Below are 15,893 nucleotides of genomic sequence, written 5' to 3' on the forward strand. Positions count from 1 at the left end.
GAGGCGGCTTAGGCTTTCTACCCTGAAACCGCTAGTCAGGTCATATTATTCTGCAGCACTTGCGCGCGCCATCATCCGTTTTCGGTGATCATCCTCTCCCAAAGGAAATTTTGTATAGGCCCAGGCCCCAATCAGCGCCAAAATCGTTGCTATGATCAAATAAATGAAGGCGAGGCTATCAACGATACTGCCATCGACAGCACCCGGCTCGGCTCCTCTAGGCATGCCGACAAACGCGATGATCTGACTGGCCAGCAAAATACCCAACCCGTTCACAACTTTTTGCATGAAGAACATGCCGGATGAAAAAAGGCCTTCGGAGCGCTTGCCGGTATCATGTTCATATTGATCGGTAACATCGGCAATCATCGACATCGTCAGGATCATTGCCGCGATGCTGCTTGCTGTCGCCACCAGCAGCAATGCAAAAAGAACTGGGATCATCAAGTCCTCACCCGGTGCCGGGAAAATATTGGCGATGCGGAGCCAATAGGGCGCAGTGCCCACTGCAAGTGCCACAAGCGTAAGAATTGATGCGGCCCGCGCCTTGCCAAGCTTGATCGAGACAGGTGTCACCATCACGAATGCCAGTGTCGCTGCCCCAAATAACATGATGGAATAAGCCGCAAAATCGGGCTGCCTGAACTCCCAGACATGCGTGAAAAGATAAGGCGAAAGCGCGAAAACAAGCCATTGATTGGTGAATGCAAAAACGCCTGCCAACATCAACAGCATGAAAGGCCGATATCTAAATGTTGCGATAATCTGCGAAAGCGATTCTGCGGCTTTTGGAAAAGATTTGGCTTCTCGATAGGTGGCGACAACGCGTTTATGCGTGCCCAAAGCGGAAATCAAAACGGCTGCAAACATTATGCAGCCCCCGAAAATTGCATAACCTTCATAGCCGTCGCGGTTCAGCAATCCGATCGGATATTCTTCTGATGGGACAAAGAAGATCGCATAGGCGAGAAACATGACAAACAGGCCGCCGGCCCAGCCGAACAGGAATCGGTAGCGCATGATCGCGGTCCGATCATGATAATCGGTGCTCAGTTCCGGCAGCAGGGCGAGCGCTGGCACTTCATATGCAGAAAATGCCATTCTCACGAGTAACGCGGTGCCAAAAAGATAGAAGAACAGACCTGTTTGTCCCAATTCCGGCGGTTGCCAAAGCAGCAACCAAGCGATGATGATCGGGATCGCGGCACCATATAGCCAGGGATGCCGTCTGCCGATCGGTGTTCGGGTACGATCGCTGAATTGGCCCACTGCCGGATCTATAAAAGCGTCGGCGATCAAGGCCAGCGCAATGGCGAGCCCGACCAATCCGGCACCAAGCCCAATGACCTGCTCATAGTAGAAGAGCAGGAATGTGGCGAAGCCGTTATCCTTGATCCCGTAACCGATGGACCCGGAACCATAGAATAGCTTGGATTTGAGCGGCAGCTTGTCCGAAGTCACCGTCAACGCAGATGCTCCGGCAAGATCGCATCGAGCATGCCGGGTATTTCGGGATTCCAGCTGCCTTCGGTACCGACGAGCATGCCACCATCAACCAGCAGATGCGTGCCGGTGACAAAGCCGGCTGCATCGGAGGCGAGATAGGCTGCCGCTTCGGCAATATCATTGGGCACACCGGGACGGCCAATGGGCTGCGCACTGGCCGCGGCCTGGCCGAGAACCGCATTGATCTCCCGGGCCTCTTCCTTGTTGGCGCCGACCGTTGCCGCGAAAATATTGGTCTGGATGAATCCGGGGCATATCGCATTCACGCGGATCTTGTACCGGGCGAGCTCGGCTGCAGCGACCTTGGTCAGATGCAATACGCCAGCCTTGGCGGTCGAATAGGCAATCGGGCCATAGCCGGCCTGAAAAGAACAGATGGACGCGGTATTGACGATCGCCCCGCCGCCGCGTTTTTTCAGATGCGGCGCGGCGTGGCGGATACCCATGGCCACGGATTTGAGCAGCAAGGCCATGGCAAAGTCCCAGTCATCGCCGCTGATCTCGTCGATCGGGGCCCGCGGGCCGCCCGCACCGGCATTGTTAAATACGATATCGATGCCGCCGGTCTGCTCGGCCGCATAGTCCATCAGCGCCTTGACCTCGGCTTCCTGGGTGACATCACATTTTTTGAACAGAAAGCTATCGCCCAAGGCCGACATCATCGCGGTGCCTTCCGCTTCATCGATATCGCCCATGACAACAGTGGCGCCTTCGCGCAGGAAAAGGTCAACGCTAGCGCGTCCAATGCCCGATGAGCCGCCGGTTATCACGGCGGTTTTGTCTTTAAATCGCATCCTCTTGCGCTCCCATTTTTTTTGTCATTAAAGCGGTGATGCTTTTCAGCGTCAATCACTTGTGCTGGCCAGTCTCGTTTCCGTTACGGAATTCAAAAGACTTGCTGGTCGTTGTAAAATTCAGCGTCAGATTCTCCGATTATTTTTGACTTCTGGCCAAGGGAATCGTTGAATCAATCCACGCAAATATGATAGTCCAACTTTAATTGATCAATTAAAAGGAAATTCGTGATGTCCGATCTTGAAACCTTCCGCGCGGAAACGGCGGCCTGGCTCGAAGCCAATTGTCCACCAGAGATGCGCGAACCGATGGTTGACGAAAGCGATGCCGTTTGGGGCGGGCGCAATCCGACATATAAGCCCGGACAAAAAGAGTGGCTGGACATCATGGCGGCGAAAGGCTGGACGGTCCCCGACTGGCCGAAAGAATATGGCGGTGGCGGATTGTCCCGGGCCGAAGCAAAAATTCTCGGCCAGGAAATGGCGCGGCTCAGATGCCGGTCACCCTTGTCGAGCTTTGGCATCTGGATGCTTGGCCCCGCGCTGCTGCATTTCGGTACCGAAGCGCAGAAGAAGCATTTCCTGCCGCCGATCGCACGCGGCGAAATTCGCTGGTGTCAGGGCTATTCCGAGCCCGGTTCGGGATCCGATCTGGCCTCGCTGCAAACCAGTGCCGTCGATCAAGGCGATCATTTCCTGGTCAACGGCCAGAAAATCTGGACCAGCTACGCTGACAAGGCCGACTGGATTTTCTGCCTGACGCGGACCGACAAGAATGAAAAGCACAAGGGCATTTCGTTCATGCTGTTCGACATGGCCAGCGAAGGCGTGACGACCAAGCCGATCGTGCTGATTTCCGGTCAGTCGGCATTTTGCGAGACATTTTTCGATGATGTCAAAGTGCCCAAGGAATATGGTGAGGGCGTTTCCTCGGTCATCTATGAAGTGAACAAGGGCTGGGATGTTGCCAAATATCTGCTGGGCCACGAACGCAGCATGATTTCCGGCGGTGGTTCGGAAGGTGCGACGTCGCTTGGCGCCAAATTTGCCGATCAATATGGCCGCGATGCAATGGGCCGTCTCGACGATCCGATGCTGCGCGCGCAAATGGCCGAAATGGACATTGATGTGCTGGCATTCCGCGCCATGGCTGAGCGTTTTGGCGACACGTTCAAGGCTGGTCTTTGCCATCCGGCCCAGCCCAATATGATGAAATATGCCGGCACCGAGATTAACAAGCGTCGCCACGAGCTGATCATGGCGGCCGGTGGCAGCGAAGTGCTGGAGTGGGAAAGCGATGCGACCAACGGCGGGCTCACCGCACGCAGCTGGCTGCGCACGAAGGCGAATAGTATTGAAGGCGGCACCAGCGAAGTCATGCTGAACGTCGTGTCCAAACAGATTTTGCGATTGCCCGGCGCCTAGCGGAGCCACTTCCGAACAGCTGTTCCGACAGAATGGCTTGGTGAGCGCGCTCGCAGCGCACAATATGAGATAAGGACTAGAACATGCCGCTTTATTTGAACGACGATCAGCAGATGCTTCACGATAGTGCCGCTGAGTTTATGAAAGGCGAGGCCCCGGTTTCGCATCTTCGCGAATTTCGCGACAAGCAATGCAAGGACGGTTTCTCCCACGCGCTGTGGAAGCAGTTCGCGGAAATGGGCTTTACCGGGATATTGATTGGCGAAGAAGAAGGCGGCCTCGGCCTGGGCTATGTCGAAGCCGGCGTGGTACTCGAAGAAATCGGCCGCAACCTGACGCCTTCGCCCTTTCTGACCACGGCGGTCGCTGGCGTGGAAGCGCTCAATGCGGGCGGCAAGGCTTTGCGCGACAAATATTTCCCCGGCATTATCGCAGGCGGCACGGTGCTGGCGCTGGCGGTTGACGAGGGCGCGAAACACCGTCCGGATCAGATCAATATGGCCGCTACCCGCGAAGGCAATGGCTTCAAGCTTGATGGCAAGAAGCAATTTGTCGTGCAGGGCGGCTCGGCTGACATGCTGATCGTTGCCGCGCGCACAAGTGGCGCAGCAGGCGATGCCAAGGGCCTGACTCTGTTTGCGGTTGATGCCAAGGCCAACGGCCTTTCCAGCAACAGTGCCCGGCTGGTCGACAGCGCGATGGCAGCGCATCTCCAGTTTGATGGCGTGATCGTCGATGCCGACGCGGTGATCGGCGAGGTCGACGATGGCGACACGGTGCTTCGGCGCATGTTGAACGCGGGCCGTTCTGGCGCTGCTGCCGAAACGCTGGGCGTGGGCGCTGGTGCGATGGATATCACCGTCGACTATATCAAGGGCCGCAGCCAGTTCGGCACTTTGATCGGTTCGTTCCAGGCGCTGCAGCATCGCATTTCCCATCTCTACAGCGAGATGGAAATCGCGCGGGCAACCGTTTTGAAAGCGCAGCAAATGCTGGATGAAGGCTCGTCCAAGGCCGAGCTGATGGTGTCGGTCGCCAAGGCCAAATCGGGCAAGGCAACCGCGCTGTCGGTCAAGGAAGGCGTCCAGATGCACGGCGGCGTTGGCATGACCGACGAATATGATATCGGCCTCTATATGAAGCGCGACCGCGCGTTGCAGGAATTCATGGGCGATGTGAATTATCACACCAATCTCGTTGCCGAAATGCACGGCTATTAAAGGAACACACTGATGGATTTTAACAAGCTTTTCTCGCTCGAGGGCCGTGTCGCTTTGGTAACCGGCGGTCAACGCGGGATCGGTGCGATGATCACCGAAGGATTTTTGGCCCAGGGTGCGAAAGTCTATATCTCTGGCCGCAAGGCGGATCAGGGCGAAGCCGCCGCCGCCGAATTTGGTGAGAATTGCACCTATATTCAGGGCGATATTTCGACCTATGAAGGCTGCCAGGCATTGGCCGCAGAAATCGCTTCCCGCGAAGAGAAGCTCGACATTCTTGTCAACAACGCCGGCGTGGCATGGGGGGAGGAATATCTCTCGTTCCCGGAAGCCGGCTGGGACAAGGTGATGGATACCAATGTCAAAGGCCTGTTCTTCCTGACCCAGGCCCTGCATCCGCAATTGAAAGCGGCTGCCAGCTTTGAGCGGCCGGCCAAGGTCATCAACATTGCCTCGGTCGACGGATTGCAGATCAATCCATGGGAAACCTACAGCTATCAGGCTTCCAAGGCGGCGGTCATTCATCTGACCCGCAAAATGGCTTCCAAACTGGTCCAGGAAGATATCATCATGACCGGAATCGCCCCCGGTGCCTTTGCCTCGACGATGAACAAAGCCGCGCGCGATCATGAAGGTGCCGTCGAAAAGGGCATCCCGGCGAAACGCATTGGACGGCCCGAAGACATGGCCTCAGCGGCGGTATTTCTTGCAAGCTCGGCTGGTGACTATGTCGTTGGTTCGACGATTCCTGTCGATGGCGGCATCGTCAATGCGGGCAATCCCGGAACGACCCCAGCGATCTGATTGGCCTTACAGCTTGACGGAGTAATCTCCAGACTGTATTAATATAGCAATACAGTCTGGAGATTTTCGCATGGCCCCAAAATATCTGATTTTACTGGCGGCGCTGCCGCTTGCCCTGTCCGCTTGCAGCAAGGTGAAAGATGACTCCGCCGATGGTTCGGGGCTGTCGATCGACTTTAGCGATGACAGCAAGCCCGACGCCGAAAAAATCAAAATTGGCGGCGGCGAGGAGGACAGCAAATTCTCGATCAAGGCTGATGGTTTCTCGATGGAAGTCGATTTGCCGTCGATCACGCTCGACAGCGATGATTTCGATATGAACAATGTCGATCTTTATCCGGGCAGTCAGATAACCAGCTTTGATATTGAAGATGCGAAAGGCGAGGGTGGCAAGGTTCAAATCAGTTTCAAGGCACCGGCAAGTGCTGACAAGCTGGCGGACTGGTATGCGGGGCAATTGTCCGGCAAGGATTTCGAAGTCGCACGGGACGGCACCAACCTGTCCGGAAAAACCGATGAAGGCGATCCCTTCTCGCTGGCGTTGACGGAAATATCAGCCAAGCAATCAAAAGGTGTGCTGGAGTTTTCCGAAAGCAAATAGACGCGGTGATCCAGCGCGGCTATTTGGTTAGCTGCCGTTCGTCCTCAGTCATCACACCACCTTGGTCATCCTGAACTTGTTTCAGGACCTCCATCGGCACTGCACAATCTCACGAGGTCCTGAAACAAGTTCAGGATGACGAGAGTTGGATGGTTCACTAATGCACTTATCCCGATCCGTCGGTACTGAGCTTGTCGAACAGCTTGTCCAACAACGGTTTGATTTTCCCTTCTCCCTCACGAGAGAGGGTGATCCGCCCGTTATAGCTAGCGGTGCTCACCTGGGGATAATCGCCCAGCATCTTTGCGGCGATACCGGCTTCCCAGTTGCAAAACATGCAACATATTATTCTCCATTTTCAATTGAAACCTAATTCTCGTGCGACCATCTGGAGTTTGTAAGTTACGCAGGAAAAGAGATGTTTGATCGGCGTTGAAATAAGGAGAAAATCCATGAGAACGCTTTTCAATATAGTCGCCGCCCTGTCCGTTAGCAGCATCATTCTGCTCACGACGGTTCAGGTCTAAGGCAAAAAGTTACAATCCCGGCTGCCGCATCCTCCTCCCGATTGCGGCGCCGGGATTGGTCCAAAGGTCCGGTCCCTCCTCCATCCCCTCCCAAGAGCAGGGCCGGACCAGCGGACAAAATTCCATAATTCGCGATCAAATCCAAAATTTGGAAATTATCCACCATATCAGCAGCAGTTTTCCACCGCTAAGTGGCCTGCCTGTGGATAACTTTCGTTTTTCAACTAGGAGCGACTCGGAATACAGAGTCATATATAAGTCATCGGAAGGGAAACGGACGAACCAGCGACCAGTCAGCAATGACCCGCAGGACAGCCCGGAACCCGGAAGATGATTGAGACGACCGGTTTGTTTTTCGCAAGAAAAGGAAATTGATCTCTGGATCGATGATCGGAGAAAGTCCGAAAAGGGAAGGCGCAAGCCCGATCGGATCAGACGGACTAAGATCATCAGGTGACTGGACCAAGTGCGGGTTGGAAACCGAAGCGAGGAAGCGCAAGCGGACACGTGGAAAACCACTGACCATTAACGGATTTGGACCGGAAACCGGACGCCGAACAAGCGGCTACTGGAATCGCAAGAGGATAGTGGCCCCAACAGAGGCGCAGCGGGAGCTTATCTTCGGGTAAGCTCCCGTTTTTTTGTCCTGCTTGGCCGCTGCGATGAACCGGTCTCCGGATTTTATGATTCATCCTCCGCTTTTTCGATGACCAGTGATCGCCATCACAGTGCGCTCAAAAAGACTCGGCTAACCAAGGGCTGCGGTATCGGTCAGATGAAGCATTCCACTCGATATGATCCCGGTGCCGCACCAAGCCCTTTTGGGTATTCAGGAGAAGTTCGACGGCCATTGCGACCCGACCGTCGGACTTCTCTCGTTGCGTCCGATGGAGTCGCCAAAACCGGGCTTCGGCACCCCAGTCTGCGCCCTTTTGGATAAGCGGTTCCATCTGCATGGCTGGCGCTTTTGGTCGGGACGAAAATATTCCCGTCGCTGCCTTAAAAACTACTTGCTGTTCCTCTATTGCAATGTCGAAGTCGGCAAAACCGGTTGCGAATATCTCCCGGGGCCAGGTTGATCGACCGGTTCGATTACACTCAGGAATTTTACTGGTTTCGTCATCTATTCAAATGGCGGTAATATCGACTTAACAATTTCGAAATTCAGTAGGAGAGAATGATGTTCAAATCACAAGTTTCGCTTTTCGCTTTACTCGCGGCATCGATGACGCCGTTGGTCATGGCAAGCCCCGCCCAAGCACAAGAATCCGTGATGTCCAACAAGGACTGGTGGCCGCAAAGCCTTGATCTGGCGGCACTTCGCCAGCATGAGGCGCAGTCCAATCCCTATGGACCTGACTATGATTATGCCGCTGAATTCGCGTCGCTCGACCTCGCAGCGGTCAAGGAGGACATCCGCAAGGTTTTGACCACGTCGCAGGATTGGTGGCCAGCCGATTATGGTCATTATGGTCCGTTCTTCATCCGCATGGCCTGGCATAGCGCCGGTACCTATCGCGTCGGCGACGGCCGCGGCGGCTCCGATGGCGGGGAACAGCGTTTCGAACCGCTCAATTCATGGCCCGACAATGTCAGCCTGGACAAGGCGCGCCGTCTGGTCTGGCCGATCAAGCAAAAATATGGTCGCAAATTGTCCTGGGGTGACCTGATGGTGCTCGCCGGCAATGTTTCGCTCGAGGACATGGGTTTCAAGACGATCGGTTTCGCCGGCGGCCGGGTCGATGCCTTTCAGCCTGATCTGGTATTCTGGGGTCCCGAAGCAAAAATGCTGGCTGACAATCGCCGCGACGGCAAGGGCAACCTTACGGGACCGCTGGCGGCAACCCAAATGGGCCTGATTTATGTAAATCCGGAAGGCCCGAATGGCAATCATGATCCACTGGCTGCTGCTGCCGATATCCGTCGTGCCTTTGGCAATATGGCGATGAACGACGAGGAAACGCTGGCGCTGATCGCTGGTGGTCACACGTTCGGCAAGGCGCATGGCGCGCACAAGCCCGAAGAATGCCTGGCTCCGGAACCGTCCGCTGCCGGCATCGAAAAACAGGGCCTGGGCTGGGAGAATAAATGCGGCAAGGGCAATGCCGAGGATACGATTTCCAGTGGTCTCGAAGGAGCATGGTCCGCCAATCCGATCGCTTTCACAAACCAGTATCTCGACAATTTGTTCGGCTTCGAATGGGTCAAGACCAAGAGCCCAGCCGGTGCTACCCAATGGATTCCAAGCGATCCAGCCGCTGCCAATATGGTCCCTGACGCCCATATCCCTGGCAAGACCCATGCGCCGATCATGTTCACCACCGATATTGCGGTCAAGGAAGATCCCGGATTTCGCAAGATTGCCGAACGCTGGCATAAAAACCCCGATGAATTCGCGGCCTCCTTCGCTCGCGCTTGGTTCAAGCTGACGCATCGTGACCTCGGCCCGTCGGCCCGCTATGTCGGAGCGGACGCGCCGAGCCAGACTTTTGTCTGGCAGGACCCTCTGCCGACAGCCAATTATGCCATGATCGGCGATGCGGATGTGGCGCAACTCAAGTCAAAAATCCTGGCTTCCGGTCTGGCGACGCCCGAACTGGTGCGGACCGCATGGGCCTCGGCTTCGACCTTCCGTGGCACTGATATGCGCGGCGGTGCCAATGGTGCGCGGCTGCGGCTGGCGCCGCAACGCGACTGGTCGGTCAACGACAAGGCTGAACTGACCAAGGTGCTTGGCAAGCTGGAAGCAATCCAGAAGGATTTCAACAAGAGCGCCACCGGCGGCAAGAAAGTCTCGCTCGCCGACCTGATCGTGCTTGGCGGCAATGCAGCGGTCGAGCAGGCGGCAGACAAGGCTGGCCACAAGGTCAGTCTGCCTTTCACGCCCGGACGTGTCGATGCCACCCAGGAGCAGACCGATGCGGCATCCTTCGCCTATCTTGAACCCAAGGCTGACGGCTTCCGCAACTATTATGCCTCCGGTGCCGATCTGGCTCCAGCGGCAGCATTGGTCGACAAGGCCGACGCGCTCAATCTGACCGTACCGGAAATGACCGTGCTGGTAGGCGGGTTCCGTGCTCTCAACGCGAATGCGGGCGGGTCGTCAAATGGCGTGTTTACCGCTAATCCCGGACAGCTCAGCAATGACTTTTTCGTCAATCTGCTTGATATGAAGACCGAGTGGGCGAAGTCAGCAACGAACGTCGGGCTATACGAAGGCCGCGACCGCGACACGGGCAATAAGGTGTGGACCGCGACCCCGGTTGATCTGATTTTTGGATCAAATTCGGAATTGCGCGCCGTTGCCGAGGTCTATGCCTCCGATGATGCGGGCCAGAAATTTGTCGACGACTTCGCGGCAGCCTGGACCAAGGTGATGAACGCCGACCGTTTCTAGGTCAGGTCTGAAAAATGAAAAGCCCGGTGGCCGCGTGAACCGCAGCTGCCGGGCTTTTCTTTTGCGCGTACTTGGCAAGTCCTCGTCATCCTGAACTCGTTTACCTCCGGTGGCCTGACGGCTCAGGACCTCGGGCGTCAGGCAACTGACGCTGCTGATTGCCGCACTGGAAATTCAGCCACTAGGCTGCCGAAGATAATCCAATCCAAAAACGCGCACGAAGACACAAAGATGCGCGTCACGCTTAGTGCCTTTGTGTCTTCGTGCGAGAATCTTCAACCGCTCGGCGCTCTCACGGAAAAGGTGCTTGGCGGATATATCCCCAAACAATAACGGCCAGTCCGGCTCCCCCGTTCGTCCTGAGCCTGTCGAAGGACGGGTGCGCGCCAACATGCTTCGACAAGCTCAGCACGAACGGAGAATTTTAAATGAATTCCGGAGACAATGCACTGAATGACCCCGTCGCAGCCCCCCCCCAAAGCCGCGCTGCAAAAGCGCTTTCCTACACTCCGCCCGATCGCTTATCCTCGTGACCGGTCCTGCGCCAGATTCGGGACAGGCTCTTTGACATTCTGGATATGATCGAAACGGCATCGCTCAGCTTCCAACAACCGGACCAGATTTTTCAGCCGGTCGAAAGGTCACACTCGCCACCGGGCGGGTGACGAGAAAACGGCGAAAATTCAGAGCTTTGGGCCAAAGGTCACAGAAAATAAAAAGACGCGCTGCTGTAAAGTTCTCACGGGCAGTGCCTAGATCGCTGCCTGCGCGGTCATAATTTCCTTGCCGTCATTGCCCAGCACGGCGAGCGTGATTTTCTCGGCGTCCTGTTTCCCGACCAGATATATCGCGGCATTGGCAAAGGCAGGAGATTGTCCCCGGAAGGAAAAGCGGGAAAGTTTGTTTGCGCCCAGCTCGCTTGCCGCCAGATTGAGCAATAATGTCGCCATCAGCGGGCCTTGCACGACCAGGCCGGGATAGCCTTCGTCCTGCACCGCATAGGGCTTGTCATAATGGATGCGGTGACTGTTGAAGGTCAGCGCCGAGTAGCGGAACAGCAGCGGCTCGGACGGAATGATCTGCTGCTGCCAGTCCCACCCGCTCATGTCAGCAGGTTTGGCACTGGCGGGCTGAGCGGGGGCGGAAGGCCCAGCGGGCTGGCGATAGACGATATTCTGTCTTTCCCTTATCGCTACCTGCTGACCAACGCGCGTTTCATGATCGACGGCAACAAATACCAGATCGCCGGATTTCCCCGATTTCTCCTCAATCGAGGCGATGGTCGAGATGCGGGACACTTCATCACCCAATTGCAGCGAGTGATCAAAAGAGACGCTGCTCGACGCCCACATCCGGCGGGGCAGGGCGATCGGTGGCAGGAAGCCGCCTTTCGCGGGATGACCATCTTTCCCCAGTTCAGCCGCCGGAGCATCGGGTAGACAGAGACACCAGTGCAGCCCCTGTGGAATGTCGTCAGTGACCGGGCGGTCGATGGTCGCGCAAAAGCGGTGCAGCAGGCCCGGCGTTATGAGGTCGCTACGGGTCTCGCTCTTGCCGATCCAGTCTGCCCAGCCGCTCATCAATAGCTCCTCGGCAGGCCCAGCACATGTTCGGCGACATAGGACAGGATCATATTGGTGCTGATCGGAGCGACCTGATAGAGCCGGGTCTCGCGAAATTTGCGCTCGACATCATATTCTGCCGCAAAACCAAAGCCGCCATGGGTCTGGACGCAGGCTTCTCCCGCAGCCCAGCTGGCATCGGCGGCCAGCATCTTGGCCATATTGGCTTCCTCGCCGCAATTTTCGCCCGCTTCATATTTGCGCAGGCCCTCGTGGACCAGCAGCTCGGCGGCGCGCATCTGCGCATAGGCGCGGGCGATCGGGAATTGCACGCCCTGGTTCTGGCCAATCGGTCGGCCGAACAGTACCCGCTCCTTGGCATAAGCGGTGGCCTTTTCGATGAACCATTTGGCATCGCCGATACATTCCGCCGCAATCAGCAGCCGCTCGGCGTTCATGCCGGAGAGAATATAGCGAAAGCCATTGCCCTCCTCGCCGATCAGATTCGCAGCGGGGACGCGCATATTGTCAAAGAACAATTCGGTGGTGCTGTGGTTCATCATCGTCTCGATCGGCCGGATGGTCAGGCCGTTGCCCAGCGCTGCGTTCATGTCGACAAGAAAGACCGACAGGCCGTCGGTGCGCTTGCTCACCTGGTCGCGCGGCGTCGTACGGGCGAGCAACAGCATCAAGTCGCTATGCTCGGCCCGGCTGGTCCATAATTTCTGACCATTGATGACATAATCATCGCCATCACGCTTGGCGACGGTCTTGAGCGCCAGCGTATCGGTGCCGCTGGTCGGCTCGGTTACGCCAAATGCTTGCAGGCGCAATTCACCGGTGGCGATCTTTGGCAGATATTGGGATTTCTGCTCGTCCGATCCGTGGCGCAACATCGTGCCCATGATATACATTTGCGCGTGCACCGCGCCACCGTTACAGCCCTGCGCCTGAATTTCTTCGAGGATCGCTGCCGCCGCGGAAATCGGCAGTCCGGCACCGCCAAATTCTTCAGGGATCAGGGCCGCAAGATATCCCGCTTCGCCGAGAGCGTTGACAAAATCGGTCGGATATTCGCGCGCCTTGTCCCGCGCGCGCCAATATTCGCCGGGAAATTTCTGGCAAAGCTTGGCAACTTCCGCGCGTATATCACTATAATCCTGCATTCATTCCTGTCCTTCAATCATTCACGGTTGACCAGCTATGCCCGAATTCCGGGAGCGCCGGCCAAAGGCTCACAATCCGGATAGCGCATAAGCGGCGGTCATGCTCATGTTGATTGAAACGAACTCGGCTGGAATATCAACTGCCAATCACGCGAGCCGGGGATTAGATGTTCCCGCAGCTGGGCCAGTCAAATATTTCAGGACCAATACAGACGCATGGGATTGTCGATCAGCATCTTGCGCTGCAAGTCCTCGGTCACCGCGATCCTGGGGATCATGTCGACCAGATGGCCGTCGTCCGGGATGTTGGATTGCATGTTGGGATGGGGCCAGTCGGTGCCCCATAGCACGCGATCCTGATAATCCTCGACCAAGGGACGGACCGCTCTGGCAAAGTCGTCCCAGGGATCGTTGGTCGCGTCCAGCCGGTCCGGACAGGTCGCCTTGAACCAGATGTCCGGGCGGGAATCGAGCAAGGACCGGAAGGCTTTCATCTCCGGTCCGTCGGGTCCCTGGCTGACATCCGGGCGGCCCATATGATCGACCACCACCGGCACCGGTATCGCATCGATGAAGGCGCGCATCTCGTCCAATATGTCCGCTTCGAAATAGATCACGACATGCCATCTGGCGGGCAGGCGGCCGGCGACTTCGAGAAACTTGTCCTTGGGCGCATTGTCGACGAGCCGTTTGAGAAAATTGAACCGCACGCCGCGCATGCCGCCATCGTGCAGCTTTTCGAGTTCGGCCTTGCTGATGTCCGGATCAACAACAGCGACACCGCGCGCCTTGCCGCCCGACCTGGCAATGGCATCCAGAGTCGCTGCATTGTCGGTGCCGTGGCAACTTGCCTGCACTATTACATTGCGTTCGAACCCGAGATGATCGCGCAAGGCAAACAGCATGTCCGGCCCTGCGTCGGCAGGCAGATATTTTGCCTTCGGGCTGAACGGGAACAGCGCCTGCGGGCCAAAGACATGACAATGGGCGTCCACGGCTCCCGGCGGCGGGGTGAATGTCGGTTTCGACGGATTGCCATGCCAGCTTGTGATCCGGCCCTGTGTATCGGCGCTCATGCGAAAATCTCTCCGTCCATCAATTTGCGTGCGGTCCGCAGCATCGCGGCGCTGGTCACATTGCCGCCATCATCGACTTCCATGACGCAGGTGGTTTCTCCAGTCGGATGTTCTACCGACATGGTTTTGCGACTGCCCTCGGGGATATCGGCGACCTCGGCGGCGGGCGAATTTTCGATCAGGCAGGCCGTTGCAACCGTCACCGCAGCGAGCACGCCAACACTGGCATGGGCGCGCTTGGGAATGAAACTGCGCACCGTTATCGCGCCGCCGTTTCTGGGTGCGGCGACCAGCATCATCTTGGGCACAGATTTCTCCGCGACATCGGCGAGATTCATGCGCTCGCCAGCAGCCAGCCGGATCGCCTCGATACGCGCCTTCACGTCTTCGGCTGCATCCAGTTCGTCGCGGCTTTCATAGCCGGTTGCACCGACATCTTCCGCCTTCATCACGATGCAGGGCATGCCATTGTCGATCAACGTGCAGCGCACATCATTGATGATGTCTACCGCGTTTCCGGTGGGCAGCAAGGCGCCGCAGCTCGATCCCGCGGTATCGCGAAACTCCAGCGGCACTGGCGCCGCTGTTCCGGGCACGCCATCGATGCGGGCTTCGCCGGAATAGACTGGCATGCCGCCGCGCGTCTCCACCGTGGCGACGGCGGATTGCGCGGTATTCTCCATGAATATCGTGACCTTGGTCTGCTCGCCCGTGGCTGCAACCAGTCCGCGCTCGATCGCAAATGGGCCAACGCCGGCCAATATATTTCCGCAATTCTGCGCATCGCTGACCAAAGCCTGATCGACAAAGACTTGCAGAAACAGATAATCGACATCAATGCCGTCGCGATCCGATTTTTTGACGATGGCAACTTTGCTGGTCAGCGGATCGGCTCCGCCCATGCCGTCAATCTGCCGCTCATCGGGAGATCCCATGACGCGGAGCAGAAACGGGTCCAGCTCAACTCTGTCGGAAGGCACGTCCGCCGCCAGAAAATAGCCGCCTTTTGACGTCCCGCCGCGCATCCACATGACACGGGCCGAGGTCATCGGCGCATCAGACATATTTCAGGCCTTCCTTCTCCAGCCGCTCGCGCATGCTGTACATGTCGAGGCCCAAGATGCCGCTCTCCAGCTTCTGCCTTTTGTCTTCCTCATTGGCCTCCCGCGCCTGCGCCTTTTCCAGCACTTCGGCCGCATTTTGCCGCGGCACTACACAAACGCCGTCATCATCGGCGACGATCACATCACCCGGATTTACAAGAGCGCCGGCGCAGACGATCGGGATATTCACCGAACCCAATGTGTTCTTGACGGTGCCCTGGGCAAAGACAGCTTTCGACCAGACCGGAAAATTCATTTGGGTGAGATCGCGGACATCGCGAACACCGGCGTTGATGATCAGGCCGCGACCACCACGTGATTGCGCCGATGTCGCCAGAAGGTCGCCGAAATAGCCATCTTCGCAGGGGCTGGTCGGTTCCAGAACCAATATGTCGCCCGCCTGCATCTGTTCGATCGCGACATGGACCATCCAGTTATCGCCGGGCGCTGCCGATATGGTGACGGCATTTCCGGCCACGCGCGCTCCGGCATAGATCGGCGTCATATGCGAGGCCATGAGGCCGGTTCGGCCCTGTGCTTCGTGGACTGTCGCCACGCCGCATTTGCCGAGTGCATCGACCAGTTTCAGATCGGTCCGTTCAATATTCTGAACAACAATATTCGCCATTTTCAATTCCTCTAACAATCATGTCAGTGTCGCAGGCCAAGCGGGATTGCGCAATTTGGAACTTGGGCCGGGCTATAAGATTGT

General features: G+C 56.9%; 14 protein-coding genes. 6 read left to right on the forward strand and 8 right to left on the reverse strand.

Annotated features, from left to right (window positions below):
* Positions 1 to 45: 45 nt before the first annotated feature.
* Both V7665_RS01340 and V7665_RS01345 read right to left on the reverse strand, forming a co-directional pair.
* The gene (locus V7665_RS01340; RefSeq protein ID WP_335662764.1) at positions 46 to 1,461 is read right to left on the reverse strand and encodes an MFS transporter; all 1,416 of its coding nucleotides are present in this window, start codon (positions 1,459 to 1,461) and stop codon (positions 46 to 48) included.
* Between the two features lie 2 nt (positions 1,462 to 1,463).
* Complete coding sequence (locus V7665_RS01345; RefSeq protein ID WP_335662730.1) at positions 1,464 to 2,300, reverse strand: SDR family NAD(P)-dependent oxidoreductase; 837 nt, start codon at positions 2,298 to 2,300, stop codon at positions 1,464 to 1,466.
* A 231-nt stretch (positions 2,301 to 2,531) separates the two neighbouring features.
* On the opposite strand from V7665_RS01345, the gene V7665_RS01350 reads away from it, so the two are divergent.
* From V7665_RS01350 to V7665_RS01365, 4 genes are all read left to right on the forward strand, one after another.
* Positions 2,532 to 3,725: an acyl-CoA dehydrogenase family protein gene (locus V7665_RS01350; protein ID WP_335662731.1), complete on the forward strand. Its 1,194-nt coding sequence runs from the start codon at positions 2,532 to 2,534 to the stop codon at positions 3,723 to 3,725.
* Between the two features lie 83 nt (positions 3,726 to 3,808).
* Entirely contained in the window at positions 3,809 to 4,945 is a 1,137-nt protein-coding gene (locus tag V7665_RS01355) for an acyl-CoA dehydrogenase family protein (RefSeq protein WP_335662732.1), read from the forward strand.
* 12 nt (positions 4,946 to 4,957) lie between these two features.
* Positions 4,958 to 5,749: an SDR family oxidoreductase gene (locus V7665_RS01360; protein WP_335662733.1), complete on the forward strand. Its 792-nt coding sequence runs from the start codon at positions 4,958 to 4,960 to the stop codon at positions 5,747 to 5,749.
* 70 nt (positions 5,750 to 5,819) lie between these two features.
* The gene (locus tag V7665_RS01365) at positions 5,820 to 6,350 is read left to right on the forward strand and encodes a hypothetical protein (protein WP_335662734.1); all 531 of its coding nucleotides are present in this window, start codon (positions 5,820 to 5,822) and stop codon (positions 6,348 to 6,350) included.
* A gap of 166 nt (positions 6,351 to 6,516) precedes the next feature.
* Here the strand turns inward: V7665_RS01365 and V7665_RS01370 are convergent, their stop codons facing one another.
* The gene (locus V7665_RS01370) at positions 6,517 to 6,687 is read right to left on the reverse strand and encodes a hypothetical protein (protein ID WP_335662735.1); all 171 of its coding nucleotides are present in this window, start codon (positions 6,685 to 6,687) and stop codon (positions 6,517 to 6,519) included.
* 984 nt (positions 6,688 to 7,671) lie between these two features.
* Here V7665_RS01370 and V7665_RS01375 point away from each other — a divergent pair.
* Positions 7,672 to 7,956 carry a hypothetical protein gene (locus V7665_RS01375; RefSeq protein WP_335662736.1) on the forward strand — a complete coding sequence of 95 codons (285 nt, stop codon included), beginning with the start codon at positions 7,672 to 7,674 and terminating at the stop codon, positions 7,954 to 7,956.
* 146 nt (positions 7,957 to 8,102) lie between these two features.
* Positions 8,103 to 10,274 (forward strand): catalase/peroxidase HPI, encoded by a 2,172-nt coding sequence (gene katG, locus V7665_RS01380; protein WP_442955151.1) that lies wholly within the window; start codon positions 8,103 to 8,105, stop codon positions 10,272 to 10,274.
* A gap of 752 nt (positions 10,275 to 11,026) precedes the next feature.
* Here katG and V7665_RS01385 read toward each other — a convergent pair.
* From V7665_RS01385 to ligK, 5 genes are all read right to left on the reverse strand, one after another.
* Positions 11,027 to 11,854, reverse strand: coding sequence for an FAS1-like dehydratase domain-containing protein (locus V7665_RS01385; protein WP_335662738.1), 828 nt, complete (start codon positions 11,852 to 11,854; stop codon positions 11,027 to 11,029).
* Entirely contained in the window at positions 11,854 to 13,002 is a 1,149-nt protein-coding gene (locus V7665_RS01390) for an acyl-CoA dehydrogenase family protein (RefSeq protein WP_335662739.1), read from the reverse strand. The genes V7665_RS01385 and V7665_RS01390 overlap by 1 nt, the downstream gene beginning before the upstream one ends.
* Positions 13,003 to 13,199: 197 nt before the next feature.
* Positions 13,200 to 14,078, reverse strand: a complete 879-nt coding sequence (locus V7665_RS01395; protein ID WP_335662740.1) for an amidohydrolase family protein — start codon at positions 14,076 to 14,078, stop codon at positions 13,200 to 13,202.
* Positions 14,075 to 15,142, reverse strand: a complete 1,068-nt coding sequence (locus V7665_RS01400) for a 4-oxalomesaconate tautomerase (protein WP_335662741.1) — start codon at positions 15,140 to 15,142, stop codon at positions 14,075 to 14,077. Before V7665_RS01400 ends, V7665_RS01395 begins: the two co-directional genes overlap by 4 nt.
* Complete coding sequence (ligK, locus tag V7665_RS01405; protein ID WP_335662742.1) at positions 15,135 to 15,809, reverse strand: 4-carboxy-4-hydroxy-2-oxoadipate aldolase/oxaloacetate decarboxylase; 675 nt, start codon at positions 15,807 to 15,809, stop codon at positions 15,135 to 15,137. The genes V7665_RS01400 and ligK overlap by 8 nt, the downstream gene beginning before the upstream one ends.
* Positions 15,810 to 15,893: the final 84 nt, after the last annotated feature.

Origin of the sequence: Parasphingorhabdus sp. (genome assembly GCF_036964675.1) — a bacterium.
In the GTDB taxonomy this organism is placed as follows: domain Bacteria; phylum Pseudomonadota; class Alphaproteobacteria; order Sphingomonadales; family Sphingomonadaceae; genus Parasphingorhabdus.

Bases quoted from the DNA above. Each gene is read 5' to 3' on its own strand.
- V7665_RS01370 (WP_335662735.1), bottom strand. From the start codon at position 6,687: ATGTTTTGCAACTGGGAAGCCGGTATCGCCGCAAAGATGCTGGGCGAT.
- V7665_RS01365 (WP_335662734.1), top strand. From the start codon at position 5,820: ATGGCCCCAAAATATCTGATTTTACTGGCGGCGCTGCCGCTTGCCCTG.
- V7665_RS01345 (WP_335662730.1), bottom strand. From the start codon at position 2,300: ATGCGATTTAAAGACAAAACCGCCGTGATAACCGGCGGCTCATCGGGC.
- V7665_RS01350 (WP_335662731.1), top strand. From the start codon at position 2,532: ATGTCCGATCTTGAAACCTTCCGCGCGGAAACGGCGGCCTGGCTCGAA.
- V7665_RS01360 (WP_335662733.1), top strand. From the start codon at position 4,958: ATGGATTTTAACAAGCTTTTCTCGCTCGAGGGCCGTGTCGCTTTGGTA.
- V7665_RS01395 (WP_335662740.1), bottom strand. From the start codon at position 14,078: ATGAGCGCCGATACACAGGGCCGGATCACAAGCTGGCATGGCAATCCG.
- V7665_RS01400 (WP_335662741.1), bottom strand. From the start codon at position 15,142: ATGTCTGATGCGCCGATGACCTCGGCCCGTGTCATGTGGATGCGCGGC.
- V7665_RS01390 (WP_335662739.1), bottom strand. From the start codon at position 13,002: ATGCAGGATTATAGTGATATACGCGCGGAAGTTGCCAAGCTTTGCCAG.
- ligK (WP_335662742.1), bottom strand. From the start codon at position 15,809: ATGGCGAATATTGTTGTTCAGAATATTGAACGGACCGATCTGAAACTG.
- katG (WP_442955151.1), top strand. From the start codon at position 8,103: ATGACGCCGTTGGTCATGGCAAGCCCCGCCCAAGCACAAGAATCCGTG.
- V7665_RS01375 (WP_335662736.1), top strand. From the start codon at position 7,672: ATGATCCCGGTGCCGCACCAAGCCCTTTTGGGTATTCAGGAGAAGTTC.
- V7665_RS01355 (WP_335662732.1), top strand. From the start codon at position 3,809: ATGCCGCTTTATTTGAACGACGATCAGCAGATGCTTCACGATAGTGCC.
- V7665_RS01385 (WP_335662738.1), bottom strand. From the start codon at position 11,854: ATGAGCGGCTGGGCAGACTGGATCGGCAAGAGCGAGACCCGTAGCGAC.